The organism is Streptomyces sp. TS71-3, assembly GCF_018327685.1.
Lineage (GTDB): Bacteria > Actinomycetota > Actinomycetes > Streptomycetales > Streptomycetaceae > Streptomyces.
Genome location: NZ_BNEL01000001.1, coordinates 4,949,364 through 4,964,358, shown reverse-complemented (window position 1 = coordinate 4,964,358; position 14,995 = coordinate 4,949,364). Strand labels below are relative to the sequence as shown.

Here is a 14,995-nt window from a genome sequence, read left to right as displayed (position 1 = left end):
GTGCTCGGGCGGGATCCCGGCGTCACGGCGGCTGCTCGCCGGACGCCGGGGCCGGGCCCGTACGCTGCCGGCGTGACCACCACACCATCCGAGGAGCCGGGCCTCCCCGGTCCGTACGCCGCGCGGCTGGGCCTGACCGGAGCACCGGGTGCCGACCTCGACGGGCTGCGCGCCATGCAGCGGGCCCACATCCGGGCCATCCCGTTCGAGAACCTCGACCCGGTGCGCGGCGTGGTGCCGTCCCTGGAACCGGCCGACATCGAGGCGAAGCTCGTACGCGGCGGGCGCGGCGGGTACTGCCACGAGCACGACATCCTCTTCTCGCACATGCTCACCCGGGTCGGCTTCGGCGTGACGGAGCTCGGTGCCCGTGTCGTGCGCGGCGCCGCGGATCCGGCGGCGCGCCCGCGCACGCACATGGCGCTGCTCGTCGACGTGCCCGGCGAACGGACCCCCTACCTGGCGGACGTCGGCTTCGGCGAGCGGTTCGGGCTGCTCGAACCGGTACCGCTCGTGGTGGACCGGGAGTTCGAGGGAGCGGGCCGGCGCCACCGCCTGGTGCACGCGCCCCACCGCGGGCCCCTGCCGCTGTGGGTGCTCCAGGCGTGGGAGGACGGCGCGTGGCGGGGGCAGTACGCCTTCACGCTCGACCCCTTCGAGAGGTCCGACTTCGCGGCGGCCAACTGGTTCGTCGCCACGAACCCCCGATCTCCTTTCGCGCGGCGCCCGTACGTGCAGCGCAGCTTCCCCGACGGCGGCCACCTGTCCCTGGTCGACCACCTGCTCACCCGCACCGACCTGAACGGCGCCCGGACCGAGCGCGAGATCCCTGAGGGAGGGCTGGTGCCCGTGCTCACCGGCGAATTCGGCCTCACCCTGCCGGCGGACTTCGCGCTGGCCTGACGCACCGCGCTCGCCGCGATCACGGCTCAGGAGGACCCCCCGAGCCCACCGTGTCGGCGGGGTCGAGCCGGTAGCCGACGGACGGGTCGGTCTACAGGAAGCGGCCGTGCTGGTCGTGCAGCTTCCTGCGGATGCGGTACGCGTAGACCTTCAGGTAGTGCAGGTCGTTGGCGTAGGCCGGGCCCCACACGTTCTCCATGATCGTGCGGCGGGTGCACACCTTGCCGACGTGGCGGGCCAGGTACGCGAGGAAGTCGAACTCCTTGGGTGTCAGGTCCAACCACTCGCCGTGGAAGGTCGCCTCGTAGTGCTGGAGGTCGAGGGTGAGGCCGCCGACCCGCAGTTCGCTCTGGTCGCCGCCGGTGTCGGCGCCGTGGTGGCGCAGCGCGACGCGCAGCCGGGCGTCGAGTTCGCGCATGCCGAAGGGTTTGGTCATGTAGTCGTCGGCGCCGCCGTCGAGCGCCTCGATCTTGCGGTCCTCGGAGTCGTCCGCCGACAGGATGATGATGGGCGTGTCGGTCCATCCGCGGATCCGGGTGCAGACCTCCATGCCGTCCAGATCGGGCAGGCCCAGGTCCAGGACGATGACGTCCGGGGAGTCCAGCGCGACCGCCGCCGCACCCTGGCCGCTGGTCTCCACGGTGTCCACGTCGTGCCCGAGCGCCCGCAGCCCGACCTTGCAGGCGTTGAGCAGGGCGATGTCGTCGTCGATGATCAGGATGGCGGCCATGTCGACGGCTTTCGGCTCGGCGGTCCGGATGTGGGGTGGATCCCGGCGGCCTGAGCGGTGTGCCGCCCGGCGGGAGGTCCTCGTACCCGGTCTCGTGCCGGGTTTCCTCGGGCGATCCCGCGGTGGGACGGGGTGGCGTGGGGCCCGGCCCCGCGCTCCCGATGCCGCTCAGTTGCGTGGCGACAGGCAGGGTGAAGCAGAAGCGGGCGCCGCCCCCGGGCGCGTCCTCGACCCAGATGCGCTGCCGGTGGGCGTCGATGAAGGTCTTCGCTATGGCCAGGCCCAGGCCGGTGCCGGTGTCGCCGCGCCGGCGGACGAACAGCCCGAAGATCTCGCTGCGCAGGTCGGGGCTCACGCCGGGCCCGGCGTCGGTGACCGACACGGTGATCACCGCCGGGTCGGCGTGCTCGGCGGCGATGGTGATCGGGCTGCCCTTGGGCGCGTACCGCAGGGCGTTCTGCACCAGGTTGCTCAGCACGCGGACGATCAGCACCACGTCGACGTCGACGACGGGGAGGTCGTCGGGCAGGTCGAGGACGAACGGCTGGTCGCGCGGGGCGGCCGGCGGGTCCGCGAGGACGGTGTCGACGAGGTCGCGCAGGTCGGTGATGCCGGACCGGGGCCGCAGCACCCCGGCCTGCACGCGGCTCATGTCGAGCACGCCCGTGACCAGCGCGGCGAGCCGGTCGGCCTGGGTGTCGATCAGGCCGGCGAGTTCGCGCCGCGCCTCGGGGTCGAGACCGTCGCCCAGCTGCGGGTCGGTGAGGGTCGACGAGGCGGCCTTGATGGACGACAGCGGGGCCCGCAGGTCGTGCGAGACGGCGGCGACGAGCGCGCGGGCGAGGCGGTCCATCTCCTGGGTGAGTTCGGTGCGCAGGGCCTGTTCGCGCAGCTGGGCGCGCTCGACGGCGAGGGCGATCTGGTTGGCGAACAGCAGCAGCGGCTCCCGTTGCAGATCGCTGATCGTGACCCCGGAGAGCGTCAGCATGCCGACCGGCCGGCCCGAGGCGACGAGGGCGAACCGGAGTAGTTCGATGCGCTGCGGCCGCCCGCTTCTCAGGCCGGCGAGCTGGGCGGGGGCGCTCTGGAGCCGCTGCCCGTCCCCGTCGGTCACGGGGGCGCCGGCGGCGGCGACGATCTCCAGCCGGCCGTCGCGGGGCAGCAGCAGGGCGACCTGGCGGGCGTCGAAGACGTCCCGCAGCGTGGTCGCGATGATCGTCAGCAGCTCCTTGAGCGGCTTGTCCTCGACCAGCAGCGTGGACAGCTCGAACAGCTGGCGGATCTGCATGCCGCGCTCGCGTGCCTTGGCCCGCGCCGTGTCCAAGCCGGCCACGACGTGGGCGACGGGCAGCATGACCACGGCGTACACGGCCAGCGCCACCCAGTTCTGGCTCTCGCCCACGTCGAGGGTCAGGTACGGCGGTATGAAGAAGAAGTCGTAGACGAGGAACCCGATCCCGACGCTGAACACACCGACCGTGAAGCCGCCGATCACGACGCCGACCGCCACCGGCACGACGAGCACCAGCGCGGTGGTGGCGATGCTCACCTCGCCGCGGAACGGGAGCATGGCCACCGTGAGCGCGGCGGTGCTGGCCAGGGCCGCGAGCGACCCGAGGGTGCCACGCCGGACGGCGGTGTTCGTCTCCTGCTCCTTCCGTCGCGCGGTGCCGCGCGCCATTGACCTCCCCAGGATCGCACCGCCCCGTTCGGCGGTCCATGTCCCGTTCCTCACGCCGGCGGGCCGGCATCGGCCGGTGGAGCGACGATGTGCACGTCGATGCCGGCACGGTGGGCCGACCGGCTCAGCCGCCGCACGGTCGAGCCCCCGCCGAGGACCTCCTGCCAGTAGCCGCGCCGGCTGGGGCCGACCACGACCTCCGTGATCCGCCGGCGCTTGGCGAAGTCCAGGAGCGCCGCGGCCGGGTCGTCGCCCTCCAGGTCCGCCCAGTGCGCGCCGAGGTCGCCGGCGAGCTCCCGCAGTCTCGCCACCCGGGTGTCGTGCCCCCCGGCCTCCGCGGACTGGACGTGGGCCACGTGCAGGTCGGCCTCCAGCCGGGCGGCGAGCCACGCCGCGCGCCGGAGCACGGCGTCGGCTCCGGGCGCCGGCGTGACGCCGACGAGCACCCGCTCGGCGCTCTCCACCGCTGCGCCGGGGCGGGCGCGCTCGCCGAGCTCCCCGAGGGCGTCCCTGGTCTCGTCGGCCAGGAAGCGCGGGTGAGTTCGCGCAGCGCGGTGAGGGTCTCGGTCCGGAAGAACCCGTCCAGTGCCCGGCGGGCCCGTCCGGGCGAGTAGACGCTGCCGTACGACATCCGGTGGCGCAGCTGCTCGGGCGAGAAGTCGACCAGCTCGATCCGGTCGGCGCAGCGGATGACCGCGTCGGGCACGCGCTCGGGCATCCGGACGCCGCTGATCCGCTCGACGGTGCCGGCCAGGCTCTCGACGTGCTGGATGTTGATCGTGCTGATCACGTCGATGCCGGCGGCGAGCAGTTCGAGCACGTCCTGCCAGCGCTTCTCGTTGCGCCCCGAGCCGGGGACGTTGCTGTGGACGAGTTCGTCGACGAGCGCGAGACGGGGCCGCCGGGCGAGCACGGCCTCCACGTCCATCTCCTCGAGCAGGGCACCGCGGTGTTCGACGATCCTGCGTGGCAGCACCGCCAGGTCGGCGGCCCTGGCCTCGGTCCCGGGCCGCCCGTGCAGCTCGACGACCGCGATGACCACGTCGGATCCGCGCCGGCTCAGGCGCCGGCCCTCGTCGAGCAGCGCGTACGTCTTGCCGACGCCCGGGGCGGGGCCCAGGTAGATCGTGAACCGCCCCGTGGTCTCCCCCGGGTCGAACGCGTGCCGGGCCGCGGCCGCCACGTTCGCGGCGGCCTGGACGAGCGTCGGCCCGCGGGGGCCCGCCTCGTCCGGGGGACGCACCTGGTCGGGGTGCCGGCCCGGCGGGAGCAGGTCGAGCCGGTACCGGGGGTTCCAGGCGACCAGCCGGCCGGACCGCAGGGCGGCCCGGCCGCTGACCGCACAGGTCGCCCCGGTGCGCAGGTCGCCGACGAGGGCGACGCCGAGGAAGAGCAGATCGATCTTGCCCGTGCCGTCGACGAGGGTGCAGCAGTACGTCTCGCTGCGCCCGACCCTGATCGTGCGGGTGGCCCCGATGACACCGGAGACGTCGAACGCCAGCCCGGCCCGGATCCGGGCGATCTCGGCGGCCACGCTCTCGCTGGACGAGCCGCCGGTGCTGTCGGTCCTTCCGCTCATGTCCGTGGCTTCAGTCGAGTTCCGCGAGGGCTTCGTTGAGCTTCAGCACGTTGACGTGCTCGGCGCCGAGGAAGCCCCACTGCGGACCCTCCACATGATCGGCGACCAGGTCGTGCACGCGGTCGGCGGGCAGGTGGCGGGCCTTCGCGACGGCGTCCACCTGGGCGTAGGGCCCGGCCGGGCTGACGTTGGGGTCGATCCCGCTGCCGGAGGCGGTGACCAGGTCCGCGGTGGGCTTGATGCCCTGCTTCTCCAGGGCGGCCACCCGCTTCTGGTAGGTCTTCACCAGCTCCTGGGACCGGGGACCGAGGTTGGATCCCCCGGTCGCGGTCGGGTCGTCACCGTCCGGGCGGCCCTGGAACCACTTCGTGCCGTTCCACTGCTGGCCGACCAGGACCGAGCCGTGCTCCCCGAGCGAGCCACCGGCCTTGTCGTGGAACAGCGCCTGCCCGATGCCGCTCCCGGCCAGCGGGTAGGCCAGCCCCAGCAGGACGAAGAAGATGAGCGAGACGACCAGGCCGCGCCACAAATTACCCCACAGCATGACAACTCCGTATGGTCTTCCTCCGACGCCGCGGGCCGCGGGTGTCGGGCGGTGCGATTCTCGTGATGGTGCGCATGCGGGTCCCGGCAGGGATGCGGGTCCCAGTAGGCATGCGCGTCCCAGCAGGCATGCGGTCCCCAGCAGGCATGCAAGCCCCAGCGGGCATGCGGGTCTCAGTAGGCATGCAGCGCCGTGAGGATCAGGTCGATGAGCTTGATCCCGACGAACGGGATGACCAGCCCCCCGACGCCGTAGATCAGTACGTTGCGGCGCAGGATCGCCGTCGCGCTGGTCAGCTTGAACCGCACACCGCGCAGGGCGAGCGGGATCAGGAAGACGATGACGAGCGCGTTGAAGATCACCGCGGACAGCACCGCCGAGGTGGGACTGTGCAGGGCCATGATGTTGTACGCGTCCATCTCCGGGAACTTGCTCACGAAGAGCGCCGGGATGATGGCGAAGTACTTGGCGACGTCGTTGGCGATGGAGAACGTCGTCAGGGCGCCGCGGGTGATCAGGAGCTGCTTGCCGATCTCGGCGATCTCGATCAGCTTGGTCGGGTTGGAGTCGAGGTCGACCATGTTGCCGGCCTCTTTGGCCGCCGTGGTGCCGGTGTTCATGGCCACGCCGACGTCGGCCTGCGCGAGGGCGGGAGCGTCGTTGGTGCCGTCACCGGTCATCGCGACGAGCTTGCCGCCGTCCTGCTCAGCCTTGATCAGCTCCATCTTCCTGTCCGGGGTCGCCTCGGCCAGGTAGTCGTCGACGCCTGCCTCCTGCGCGATGGCGGCAGCGGTGAGCGGGTTGTCGCCCGTGATCATCACGGTGCGGATGCCCATGGCGCGCAGTTCGGCGAACCGCTCGGCGGTCCCCTCCTTGACGACGTCCTTGAGCTCGATCACGCCCAGCACGCGGGACTGGTCGGCGACGACCAGCGGCGTGGAGCCGGCCTTGGCGAACCGCTCGACGATCGGGTCGAGGTCGGCGGGCAGCGACCCGCCCTGCTCGGTCACCCAGCGCTTGACGGCGTCCGCCGCGCCCTTGCGTATCTGCCGGCCCTCGGTGTCGAGACCGGACATCCGGGTGGTGGCGCTGAACGGGACGAACACGTGCTCCGGCCCCAGGTCGCGTTCACGCAGGCCGTGGCGCTCCTTGGCGAGGACCACGATCGAGCGCCCCTCCGGGGTCTCGTCGGCGAGCGAGGCGAGCTGCGCCGCGGCGGCCAGTTCGTCCTCTGTGCACTGACCGACCGGGCGGAACCGCGCGGCCTGCCGGTTTCCCAGGGTGATGGTGCCGGTCTTGTCCAGCAGCAGGGTCTGCACGTCACCGGCGGCCTCGACCGCCCGGCCGCTCATCGCCAGCACGTTGCGCTGCACCAGCCGGTCCATGCCGGCGATGCCGATCGCGGACGGCAGGGCGCCGATCGTGGTCGGGATCAGGCAGACCAGCAGCGCGATGAGGGTGACCACCTCGACGTGCGCCCCGAAGAAGCTCGCCATCGGCTGCAACGTGACCACGACCGGGATGAAGATGATCGTGAGCGCCGCGAGCAGGATCGCCAGCGCGATCTCGTTGGGGGTCTTCTGCCGCTTGGCGCCCTCGACCAGGCGGATCATCTGGTCCAGGAACGTCCTGCCCGGCTCGGCGGTGATGCGCACGACGATGCGGTCCGACAGAACGCGGGTGCCGCCGGTGACCGCGGAACGGTCGCCGCCGGACTCGCGCACCACCGGCGCGGACTCGCCCGTGATCGCCGACTCGTCGACGGACGCGACACCCTCGACGATCTCGCCGTCGGAGGGGATGACGTCGCCGGACTCGCAGACCACGACGTCCCCGGCGTTCAGGTCCGCGGCGGCGATCCGCCGCTCGGTGCCGTCCGAAGCCAGCAGGCGGGCGTCGGTCTCGGTGCGGGTGCGGCGCAGGGTGTCGGCCTGCGCCTTGCCGCGGCCCTCGGCCATCCCCTCGGCGAAGTTGGCGAACAGCACCGTCAGCGCCAGCCAGACGGTCACCAGCCAGGCGAACACGCTGGGGTGCGCGATCGACGAGATGAGGGTGACGACGGTGCCGAGCAGCACCACGAACATGACCGGGTTCTTGATCTGCACGCGCGGGTAGAGTTTGCGCAGCGAATCCGCCGCCGCCTGCCGCAGGATCTGCTGGTCGAACAGGTTGCGCCGGTTCACCACCCCGCGGGGGCCCTGCGGCGCACCCGGCCCGGCATCGGCCGCGTCGAGGACACGAACGTCCGACATCACAGCTTTCCTTTCCCTACGCGCAGCGAGCGCGCCGGCGCGAGGTGTATGCGTTTCGCACTCATCGGCTTCGTGTCCATCAGAAGAAGTGGCCGTGGCTGACCTGCTCGACCAGCGGACCCAGCGCGAGCGACGGGAAGAACGTCAGCGCACCCACGATCAGGATCACGAAGGTCAGCAGGACGGCGAACATGGGCTTGTCGGTGCGGAAGGTCCCGAGACCGGCCGCCACCGGCTTCTTCGCGGCGAGGCCGCCGGCCAGCGCGAGCACCGGGATGATCATCCCGAACCTGCCCAGCAGCAGACCGATGGTGCCGGTGATGTTGTAGAAGGGGGTGTTCGCGCTGAGTCCGCCGAACCCGGAACCGTTGTTGTTGGTCTGCGAGGTGTAGGCGTAGAGGATCTCGGAGAACCCGTGCGGTCCGCCGTTGAGCGGGCCGGCCCGGCCGGCACCGACGGCGGCCGCCACGGAGGTCAGCACCAGCACCGTGATGGGCATGACGAGGACCCCCAGAGTGGCGAGCTTCACCTCTCTGCCCTGGATCTTCTTGCCCAGGAACTCCGGTGTCCGTCCGACCATCAACCCGCCGATGAACACGGTGAGCACCGAGAACAGCAGGATCCCGTAGAGGCCGGTGCCCACGCCGCCGGGGCTGACCTCGCCGAGCATCATGCCGGTGGGCATCGCGAACCCGCCGATGGGCGTGTAGGAGTCCGCCGCCGAGTCCACCGAGCCCGTCGACGTCTGCGTCGAGGTCACGTTGTACAGCGCGGAGGACGGCACCCCGAACCGGGTCTCCTTGCCCTCCATGTTGCCGGCGCCCGTGTCGCTGATGCTGACCTGGGACATCGCGGGGGTGCTCTGGTGCTCGGCGACCGTCGACATGGTCAGCCAGCCGGCGAATATCACGGTCATCACCGCGAGGATCGCGACGCCCTGGCGGACGTTGAAGACCATCTTGCCGAACACGTAGGTGAACGCGACCGGGATGCACAGGATCAGCAGCACCGAGAGCAGGTTGGTCAGGCCGCTCGGGTTCTCCAGCGGGTTGGCGCCGTTGGCGTTGAAGAATCCGCCGCCGTTCGTGCCGAGCTGCTTGATGACCTCCTGGGAGGCCATCGGGCCGCGGCCCAAGACCTGGCTGATCCCGTTCATCTCGTTGTGGATCGAGACGGCGCCGGACAGCGTCTCGACCGCGCCCTGCCCCATGAAGACGATCGCGGCCACGAACGAGATGGGCAGCAGGATGTAGATCGTGCTGCGGACCAGGTCCACCCAGAAGTTGCCGATCGTGGTCGATCCTTTGCGGGCGAACCCGCGCACCATCGCGACGGCCACGGCCATACCGACCGCTGCGGACAGGAAGTTCTGCACCGCGAGCGAGCCCATCTGCGACAGATATGACATCGTCGACTCGCCTGAATACGACTGCCAGTTCGTGTTCGTCACGAACGACACCGAGGTGTTCCACGCGGTGTCCGAGCGCACCGCACCGAAATGCTGCGGGTTGAACGGCAGGGATCCCTGCAGCCGGAATATTCCGTAGGTGATCAGCAGCGCGAAAGCGGTGAAACCTATCGTCGAGGCGGCGTACCGCTGCCACGTCTGCTCCGATTCCGGCGACACGCGCAGCGAGCGGTAGATCGGCCGCTCGATCCATGCGAGCCAGCGGGCCCGCCCTTCGTACACGTACACCATGTACTGGCCCAGGAACCGCCAGCACAGTGCCAGAACGACGACGAAGGCAACGATCGTCCATGCAAACGCCATCAGAACCACTCCGCCTTGAACAGCGCCAGACCGAGATAGAGGAACACCACGATCGACACACCGAGCAGCAATCCGTCAGTGATGCTCATATGCGCTCCAGCCCCTTTATCAGGCCGAGCATCGCGAGCACGAACGCGATGATTCCGAGAATTACGTAGAGGTCGCCCATGCACGAGAGCATGCATCCGGTACCGGTGACCACGAGGTGGAGCCACCGGGCGCGGTAGAAAAGCGGTGAACGCGGACCGGCCGGCGGCGGAGCGATCCGCCTGCTCGCGCCGGCGGCACGCGCGGGATCAGCCCCAGGCTCCCGAGGGGGCGGGCGGGTGGATCAACTCGTCGTAGACGCTGAGGACCTGCGCCACCGTCTCGTCCTCCGTGGGCCAGCTCGCCGCCCGGGCCTCGCCGCGGTCCCGCAGGACCTTCCTGCGCGCGGGGTCGGCGAGCAGCCGCGTCACCGCGGCGGCGAGGGCGCCCGCGTCGCCGTGCGGGACGATCTCGGCCGCGTCGCCGACGAGTTCGGCGATGTCGCCGCTGTCCGGCGCGACCAGCGGCACGCGCGCGTGCAGGGCCTCCTGGGCCAGCACGGAACAGGGCCGGGCGCAGGGCGGCAGCAGGGCGAGGTCCGCGGCGGCGAGCAGGTCCCGCGCGTCCTCGCGCGTGCCCAGCAGCGTCACCGGCAGGTCCTCGTCGTCGATGCGGCGTTGCAGGGCCGCCCGCAGCGTCCCCTCCCCGGCGACGGCGAGCAGCGGGGCCGGGTCGAGCCGGCGCCAGGCGCGCGCCGCGTCCAGCAGGGGGCCGTAGCCGCGGTACGGCTCCAGCGCGCCGATGGTGACCAGCAACGGGCGGTCGACGGCGCCCAGTTCCGCGCGCGCCTTGTGGTCGGGGCCGACGGCTCCGACCGGTTGGCCGCGGCGGGCGCCGGCCAGGGCCACGGCGGCGAGCCGGGCGTCCCGGGCACCGCTGGCGCGGGCCCGGTCGACCAGGTCGGCCGAGGCTCCGAGCACCACCGAGGCGGCCCGGGCCGCCCGGCGCTCCAGGACCCGCAGCAGGCGCTCCCGCGCCCCCTCGGCGTGGGCGCCCGCGTGCAGGCTGAGCACGAGCGGGGTGCGGCGGCCACCGAGGGCGAGTGCGGCGCGCAGGCCGGTGCTGACGCCGTGGGCGTGCACCACGTCCACGCCCGTGCAGGCGGTGCGCAGGGCCGCCACGCTCGCGGGGTCGCTGCGGGCCGGGACGGAGATGTGCTGGGCGCCCACGGCGGTGTAGCGGTGGATGAGTTCCGTCTCGGTGGGGGCGCAGACGGTGACCCGTACGCCCCGTGCGACCAGCCCCGCGGCCAGGGAGCGCACATGGCTGCTGACGCCCGCGCTTCTGCCGCTGAGCACCAGCACGGCGCGCAGCGGCGGCGTGCCGTGCGGTGCGTGGCTGCTCACGGGGCAGGCTCCTGGGTCGGCTGCGGGCGGGCGCGAAGGAAGTTACAGCAAGGCGAACCGCACCACGGCATGCTGCAGGGAGGTCTGCGCCGGCCGTGCCATCGCCCCCGGGCGTTGCGGCATCGCTTCTCCACCGCCCCCTCCGACATCGGCCCCGCACCCTGTGCGTTCACCCACACGAGTGAGACGCCCCCGTGGTCGCCTGAGATTCACCGGGTGAGGACCGCATCTCACATGAGAATGCGTGCGATCAATACAAATATATATGGAATTACAGCAGCGGGAAACGCAACCCGCCGCGGTGCGAGGGCGTTTCGGGCCGGCGCCGGAGCGGCCCCTCATGCACCGGAGCGGTCCCGCGTACGCTCACCCGCGTCCGCCCGCCGGGCGCCGGCTCCGGGCCGCACGGGCCGCCCGGCGCACCCGGCCCCGCCGTCAGGCGTCCGCACGGGCCGCGGCCAGCAGTTCCTCCGCGTGGGCGCGGGCCGTCTCCGAGTTCTCCTGGCCCGCCAGCATCCGCGACAGCTCGCGGACGCGGTCCTCGCCCTCCAGCACCTTGACGCCGGACCTGGTCACCGAGCCGTCGTTCGTCTTCTCCACCAGGAGCTGGCGGTCGGCGAAGGCGGCCACCTGCGGAAGGTGGGTGACGACCACGACCTGGGCGGACTTGGCGAGTTTGGCGAGCCGGCGGCCGATCTCGACCGCGGCCTTGCCGCCGACGCCGGCGTCCACCTCGTCGAAGAGGTAGGTGGGCACCGGGTCCGTCCCCGCGAAGACCACCTCCACCGCGAGCATCACCCGGGACAGCTCGCCGCCCGAGGCGCCCTTGGCGATCGGCCGCGGCGGCGCGCCGGGGTGCGGTGCGAGCAGCAGCTCGACCTCGTCGACGCCGTGCGGACCGTAGGCGACCGCCCGGCCGCCCACCTCGACGCCGTCGGGGTCGTCGGTCTGCCTCAGGTCGATGGTCACCCGGGCGTGGGGCATGGCCAGCGAGGACAGCTCCTCGGTCACGGCCGTGCCGAACCGGGCAGCGGCCTCGACGCGGGCGTCCGTCAGCGCCTGGGCGAACTCGCCCAGCTCGGCGCGGAGCGCGTCGCGTTCCGCCGTCAGCTCGCCGATGCGGTCGTCGTCGGAGTCGAGCTCGGTCAGCCGGGCGGCCCCCTTGGCGGCCCAGTCGAGCACCGCGCCGACGCCCTCGCCGTCGCTGCCGTACTTCCGGACGAGCTGGGTGAGCGCGGCCCGCCGCTCCTCGACGGCCGCGAGCCGCAGCGGGTCGGCGTCCAGGTCGTCGGCGTAGCCGGCCAGTTCGCCGGAGACGTCGCCGAGCAGGATGACGATCTCGCCGAGCCGGTCGGAGAGCTGGGACAGCGCGGGATCGTGCGCGCGTACGGCCTCCAGCGCCCGGTGCGCGCCGCCGACCAGGGTCGTGGCGTCCACGCCCTCGGGGTCCTCGGGGTTGCCGGCCAGGGCGGCGTGCGCGGCGCCCGCGGCGGAGGCCAGGGCCTCGGCGTGGCCGAGCCGTTCGGCCTCGGCGGCCAGCTCGGTGTCCTCGCCGGCCCGGGGCTCGACGGCGGCGACCTCGTCCAGGCCGAAGCGGAGCATGTCGGCTTCCTGGGCACGTTCCCGCGCGCGCGTGGTGATCTCCTCCAGCTCCGCGCTCACCGCCCGCAGCCTGCGGTACGCGGCGCTGTACTTGGCGAGCGGCACGCTGACCGCGTCGCCCGCGTACCGGTCGAGCGCCTGGCGCTGCCGGGAGAGCTTCAGCAGGCCCTGCTGGTCGGTCTGGCCGTGTACCGCCACGAGCTCGTCGGCGAGTTCGGACAGCACGCCGACGGGGACGCTGCGGCCGCCGAGGTGGGCCCGGGAGCGCCCCTCTGCGGAGACGGTACGGCTGATGAGCAGCGCGCCGTCGTCCAGCTCCGCCCCGGCCTCGCCGGCCCGGGCCGCGGCCGGTGCGTCGGCGGGCACGCCGACGCGTCCCTCGACCACCGCGGACTTGGCGCCGATCCGTACCAGCGCCGGATCCGCACGCCCGCCCAGCAGCAGGCTCAGGCTGGTGACGACCATGGTCTTGCCCGCGCCGGTCTCGCCGGTGACGGCGGTGAACCCGGGCGACAGCTCGACCACGGCGTCCTCGATGACTCCGAGCGACCGTATGCGCATCTCCTCCAACACGCACACGACCTTACGAGGTCGGGGCCCGGCTGTGCGACGGGCCCCGCGACCGATCCGTGAAGACGCAGGTGGCGAGGGGGCCGCGGGGACGGCTGTCACCCGCGGGGGTGGGCACATCTCCGGTACGACCAGCCTCGTTCGCGGGGTCCGCCGCGCCCGCCGGGGCCCGGGCCGCTCCGGCCCGCAGCAGGTCAGGCCGGCTTGCCGCGCCACCCCGACACCGGCAGCGCGAACTTGGCGACGAGGCGGTCGGTGAACGACGCCTGGTGCAGCCGGGCCAGCCGGACCGGGACCGCGCCGCGCCGGACCTCGACCCGGGCGCCGGCCGGCAGCCCGATCGTGCGGCGGCCGTCGCACCAGAGCACGCCGTGCGGCGTGTGCGGCTGCACTTCGACCGCGAGCACCGATGTCGGCGAGGTCACCAGCGGCTTCGCGAACAGCGCGTGCGCGCTGATCGGCACCATGAGGAGCGCCTCCACCTCCGGCCACACCACGGGCCCGCCCGAGGAGAACGCGTAGGCGGTGGACCCGGTGGGCGTGGCGCACACGATGCCGTCGCAGCCGAATCCGGTGACGGGCCGGCCGTCCACCTCCAGCACGACCTCCAGCATCCGCTCGGGCGACACCTTCTGGACGGCGGCCTCGTTGAGCGCCCAGTCGGTGTGCACGATGTCGCCGTTGCTGTGCACCGCGACGTCGACGGTCATCCGCTCCTCGACGTCATAGCTCCTGGTCACCACGCGGTCGACGACCTTGTCCAGGTCGTCGCGCTCGGCCTCCGCGAGGAAGCCGACCCGGCCGAGGTTGACGCCGAGCATCGGCACCCCGGAGGCCCGCGCGAACTCGGCGCCGCGCAGCAGCGTGCCGTCGCCGCCGAGCACGATCAGCAGCTCGCAGCCCTCCAGCGCCTCGGGGGCTGCCTCGGCGACCAACTCGACGGAGGACGGCAGGGGCAGGTCGAACGCCTCCGACTCCAGCACCCGCACGGTCAGCCCGCAGCGCAGCAGCCCCTGGACGACCAGTTCGGCGCTGCGCACCGCGGCGGGCCGCCCGGTGTGGGCCAGGAGGAAAACGGTACGAGCTCGGGTCTCGGTCAACGGGGCCCCTCCGCCACTGCACGGTCGACGTCGGCCGGGTCCAGGACGGGTGCACCGGCGCGCAGCCACAGAAAATACTCGACATTTCCGGAAGGGCCGGGCAACGGGCTCGCCGTGACGCCCTCGACGCCGAGGCCGAGTCCTTCCGCCTGCCGCGCCACCCCGCACACGGCCTCCGCACGCAGCTGGGCACTGCGCACCACACCGCCGCTGCCGAGGCGCTCCCTGCCGACCTCGAACTGCGGCTTGACCATCAGCACCAGGTCGGCGTCCGGCACCGCGCACCGCACGAGGGCGGGCAGCACCAGACCGAGCGGGATGAACGACAGGTCCCCGACGACCACGTCCACGAGCCGTCCGCCGGTGTCCCCATCGTCCCCGAGGTCCTCGGGGGTCAGCTCGCGCACGTTGGTGCGGTCCTTGACGGTGACGCGCTCGTCGCTCCGGAGCGACCAGGCGAGCTGCCCGTACCCCACGTCCACGGCGACGACGTGCGCGGCGCCCGCGCGCAGCAGCACGTCGGTGAACCCGCCGGTCGAGGCCCCCGCGTCCAGCGCGCGCCGGCCCTCGACCCGCAGCCCGCGCGGCACGAACACCGACAGGGCGCCCGCGAGCTTGTGCCCGCCGCGGGAGACGTAGTCGGGGTCGTCCGCGTCCTTGGCGATCTCGATGGCGGCGCTGGTGGCCACCTGGGTGGCGGACTTGTGCGCGGTACTGCCGCCGACACTCACGCGTCCGGCGGCGATGAGCTGCCCCGCGTGCTCGCGCGAGCGGGCGAGCTTGCGGCGGACCAGCTCGGAGTCGAGGCGGCGGCGTGCCACTCCTGCCAC

At 72.6% G+C, this 14,995-nt stretch carries 10 protein-coding genes and 2 pseudogenes; 1 reads left to right on the top strand and 11 read right to left on the bottom strand.

Features of this window, described 5'->3' with window-relative positions; translation table 11 throughout:
• The first annotated feature begins 72 nt into the window (after positions 1 to 72).
• Positions 73 to 903 carry an arylamine N-acetyltransferase gene (locus tag Sm713_RS20145; RefSeq protein ID WP_374196012.1) on the top strand — a complete coding sequence of 277 codons (831 nt, stop codon included), beginning with the start codon at positions 73 to 75 and terminating at the stop codon, positions 901 to 903.
• 91 nt (positions 904 to 994) lie between these two features.
• On the opposite strand, the gene Sm713_RS20140 is transcribed toward Sm713_RS20145, so the two are convergent.
• The 11 genes and pseudogenes from Sm713_RS20140 to Sm713_RS20090 all read right to left on the bottom strand — a co-directional run bounded on the left by Sm713_RS20140 (position 995) and on the right by Sm713_RS20090 (position 14,995).
• The gene (locus tag Sm713_RS20140) at positions 995 to 1,633 is read right to left on the bottom strand and encodes a response regulator transcription factor (RefSeq protein ID WP_212910965.1); all 639 of its coding nucleotides are present in this window, start codon (positions 1,631 to 1,633) and stop codon (positions 995 to 997) included.
• Between the two features lie 238 nt (positions 1,634 to 1,871).
• Positions 1,872 to 3,203, bottom strand: a pseudogene (locus Sm713_RS41720) (ATP-binding protein); the annotation flags it as partial.
• A gap of 161 nt (positions 3,204 to 3,364) precedes the next feature.
• Positions 3,365 to 3,721 carry a hypothetical protein gene (locus Sm713_RS41715; protein WP_374196011.1) on the bottom strand — a complete coding sequence of 119 codons (357 nt, stop codon included), beginning with the start codon at positions 3,719 to 3,721 and terminating at the stop codon, positions 3,365 to 3,367.
• A gap of 140 nt (positions 3,722 to 3,861) precedes the next feature.
• Positions 3,862 to 4,893, bottom strand: a pseudogene (locus Sm713_RS20125) (hypothetical protein); the annotation flags it as partial.
• Positions 4,894 to 4,903: 10 nt separating this feature from the next.
• Positions 4,904 to 5,437, bottom strand: a complete 534-nt coding sequence (locus Sm713_RS20120; protein WP_212910963.1) for a potassium-transporting ATPase subunit C — start codon at positions 5,435 to 5,437, stop codon at positions 4,904 to 4,906.
• 173 nt (positions 5,438 to 5,610) lie between these two features.
• A complete protein-coding gene (gene kdpB / locus Sm713_RS20115) occupies positions 5,611 to 7,689 on the bottom strand; it encodes a potassium-transporting ATPase subunit KdpB (RefSeq protein WP_212910962.1) in 2,079 nt (692 codons plus the stop codon).
• A 79-nt stretch (positions 7,690 to 7,768) separates the two neighbouring features.
• Positions 7,769 to 9,460 (bottom strand): potassium-transporting ATPase subunit KdpA, encoded by a 1,692-nt coding sequence (gene kdpA / locus Sm713_RS20110; RefSeq protein ID WP_212910961.1) that lies wholly within the window; start codon positions 9,458 to 9,460, stop codon positions 7,769 to 7,771.
• Positions 9,461 to 9,756: 296 nt separating this feature from the next.
• Entirely contained in the window at positions 9,757 to 10,893 is a 1,137-nt protein-coding gene (locus Sm713_RS20105) for a glycosyltransferase family 4 protein (RefSeq protein ID WP_212910960.1), read from the bottom strand.
• Between the two features lie 435 nt (positions 10,894 to 11,328).
• The gene (recN, locus tag Sm713_RS20100; protein WP_212912140.1) at positions 11,329 to 13,056 is read right to left on the bottom strand and encodes a DNA repair protein RecN; all 1,728 of its coding nucleotides are present in this window, start codon (positions 13,054 to 13,056) and stop codon (positions 11,329 to 11,331) included.
• Positions 13,057 to 13,259: 203 nt separating this feature from the next.
• Positions 13,260 to 14,165: an NAD kinase gene (locus tag Sm713_RS20095; RefSeq protein ID WP_212910959.1), complete on the bottom strand. Its 906-nt coding sequence runs from the start codon at positions 14,163 to 14,165 to the stop codon at positions 13,260 to 13,262.
• Positions 14,162 to 14,995, bottom strand: a complete 834-nt coding sequence (locus tag Sm713_RS20090) for a TlyA family RNA methyltransferase (protein WP_212910958.1) — start codon at positions 14,993 to 14,995, stop codon at positions 14,162 to 14,164. Before Sm713_RS20090 ends, Sm713_RS20095 begins: the two co-directional genes overlap by 4 nt.

What these genes read in the sequence shown, in the direction of transcription:
- kdpB (WP_212910962.1), bottom strand. Translation starts at nt 7,689, where the DNA reads ATGTCGGACGTTCGTGTCCTCGACGCGGCCGATGCCGGGCCGGGTGCG.
- Sm713_RS20140 (WP_212910965.1), bottom strand. Translation starts at nt 1,633, where the DNA reads ATGGCCGCCATCCTGATCATCGACGACGACATCGCCCTGCTCAACGCC.
- kdpA (WP_212910961.1), bottom strand. Translation starts at nt 9,460, where the DNA reads ATGGCGTTTGCATGGACGATCGTTGCCTTCGTCGTCGTTCTGGCACTG.
- recN (WP_212912140.1), bottom strand. Translation starts at nt 13,056, where the DNA reads ATGCGCATACGGTCGCTCGGAGTCATCGAGGACGCCGTGGTCGAGCTG.
- Sm713_RS20120 (WP_212910963.1), bottom strand. Translation starts at nt 5,437, where the DNA reads ATGCTGTGGGGTAATTTGTGGCGCGGCCTGGTCGTCTCGCTCATCTTC.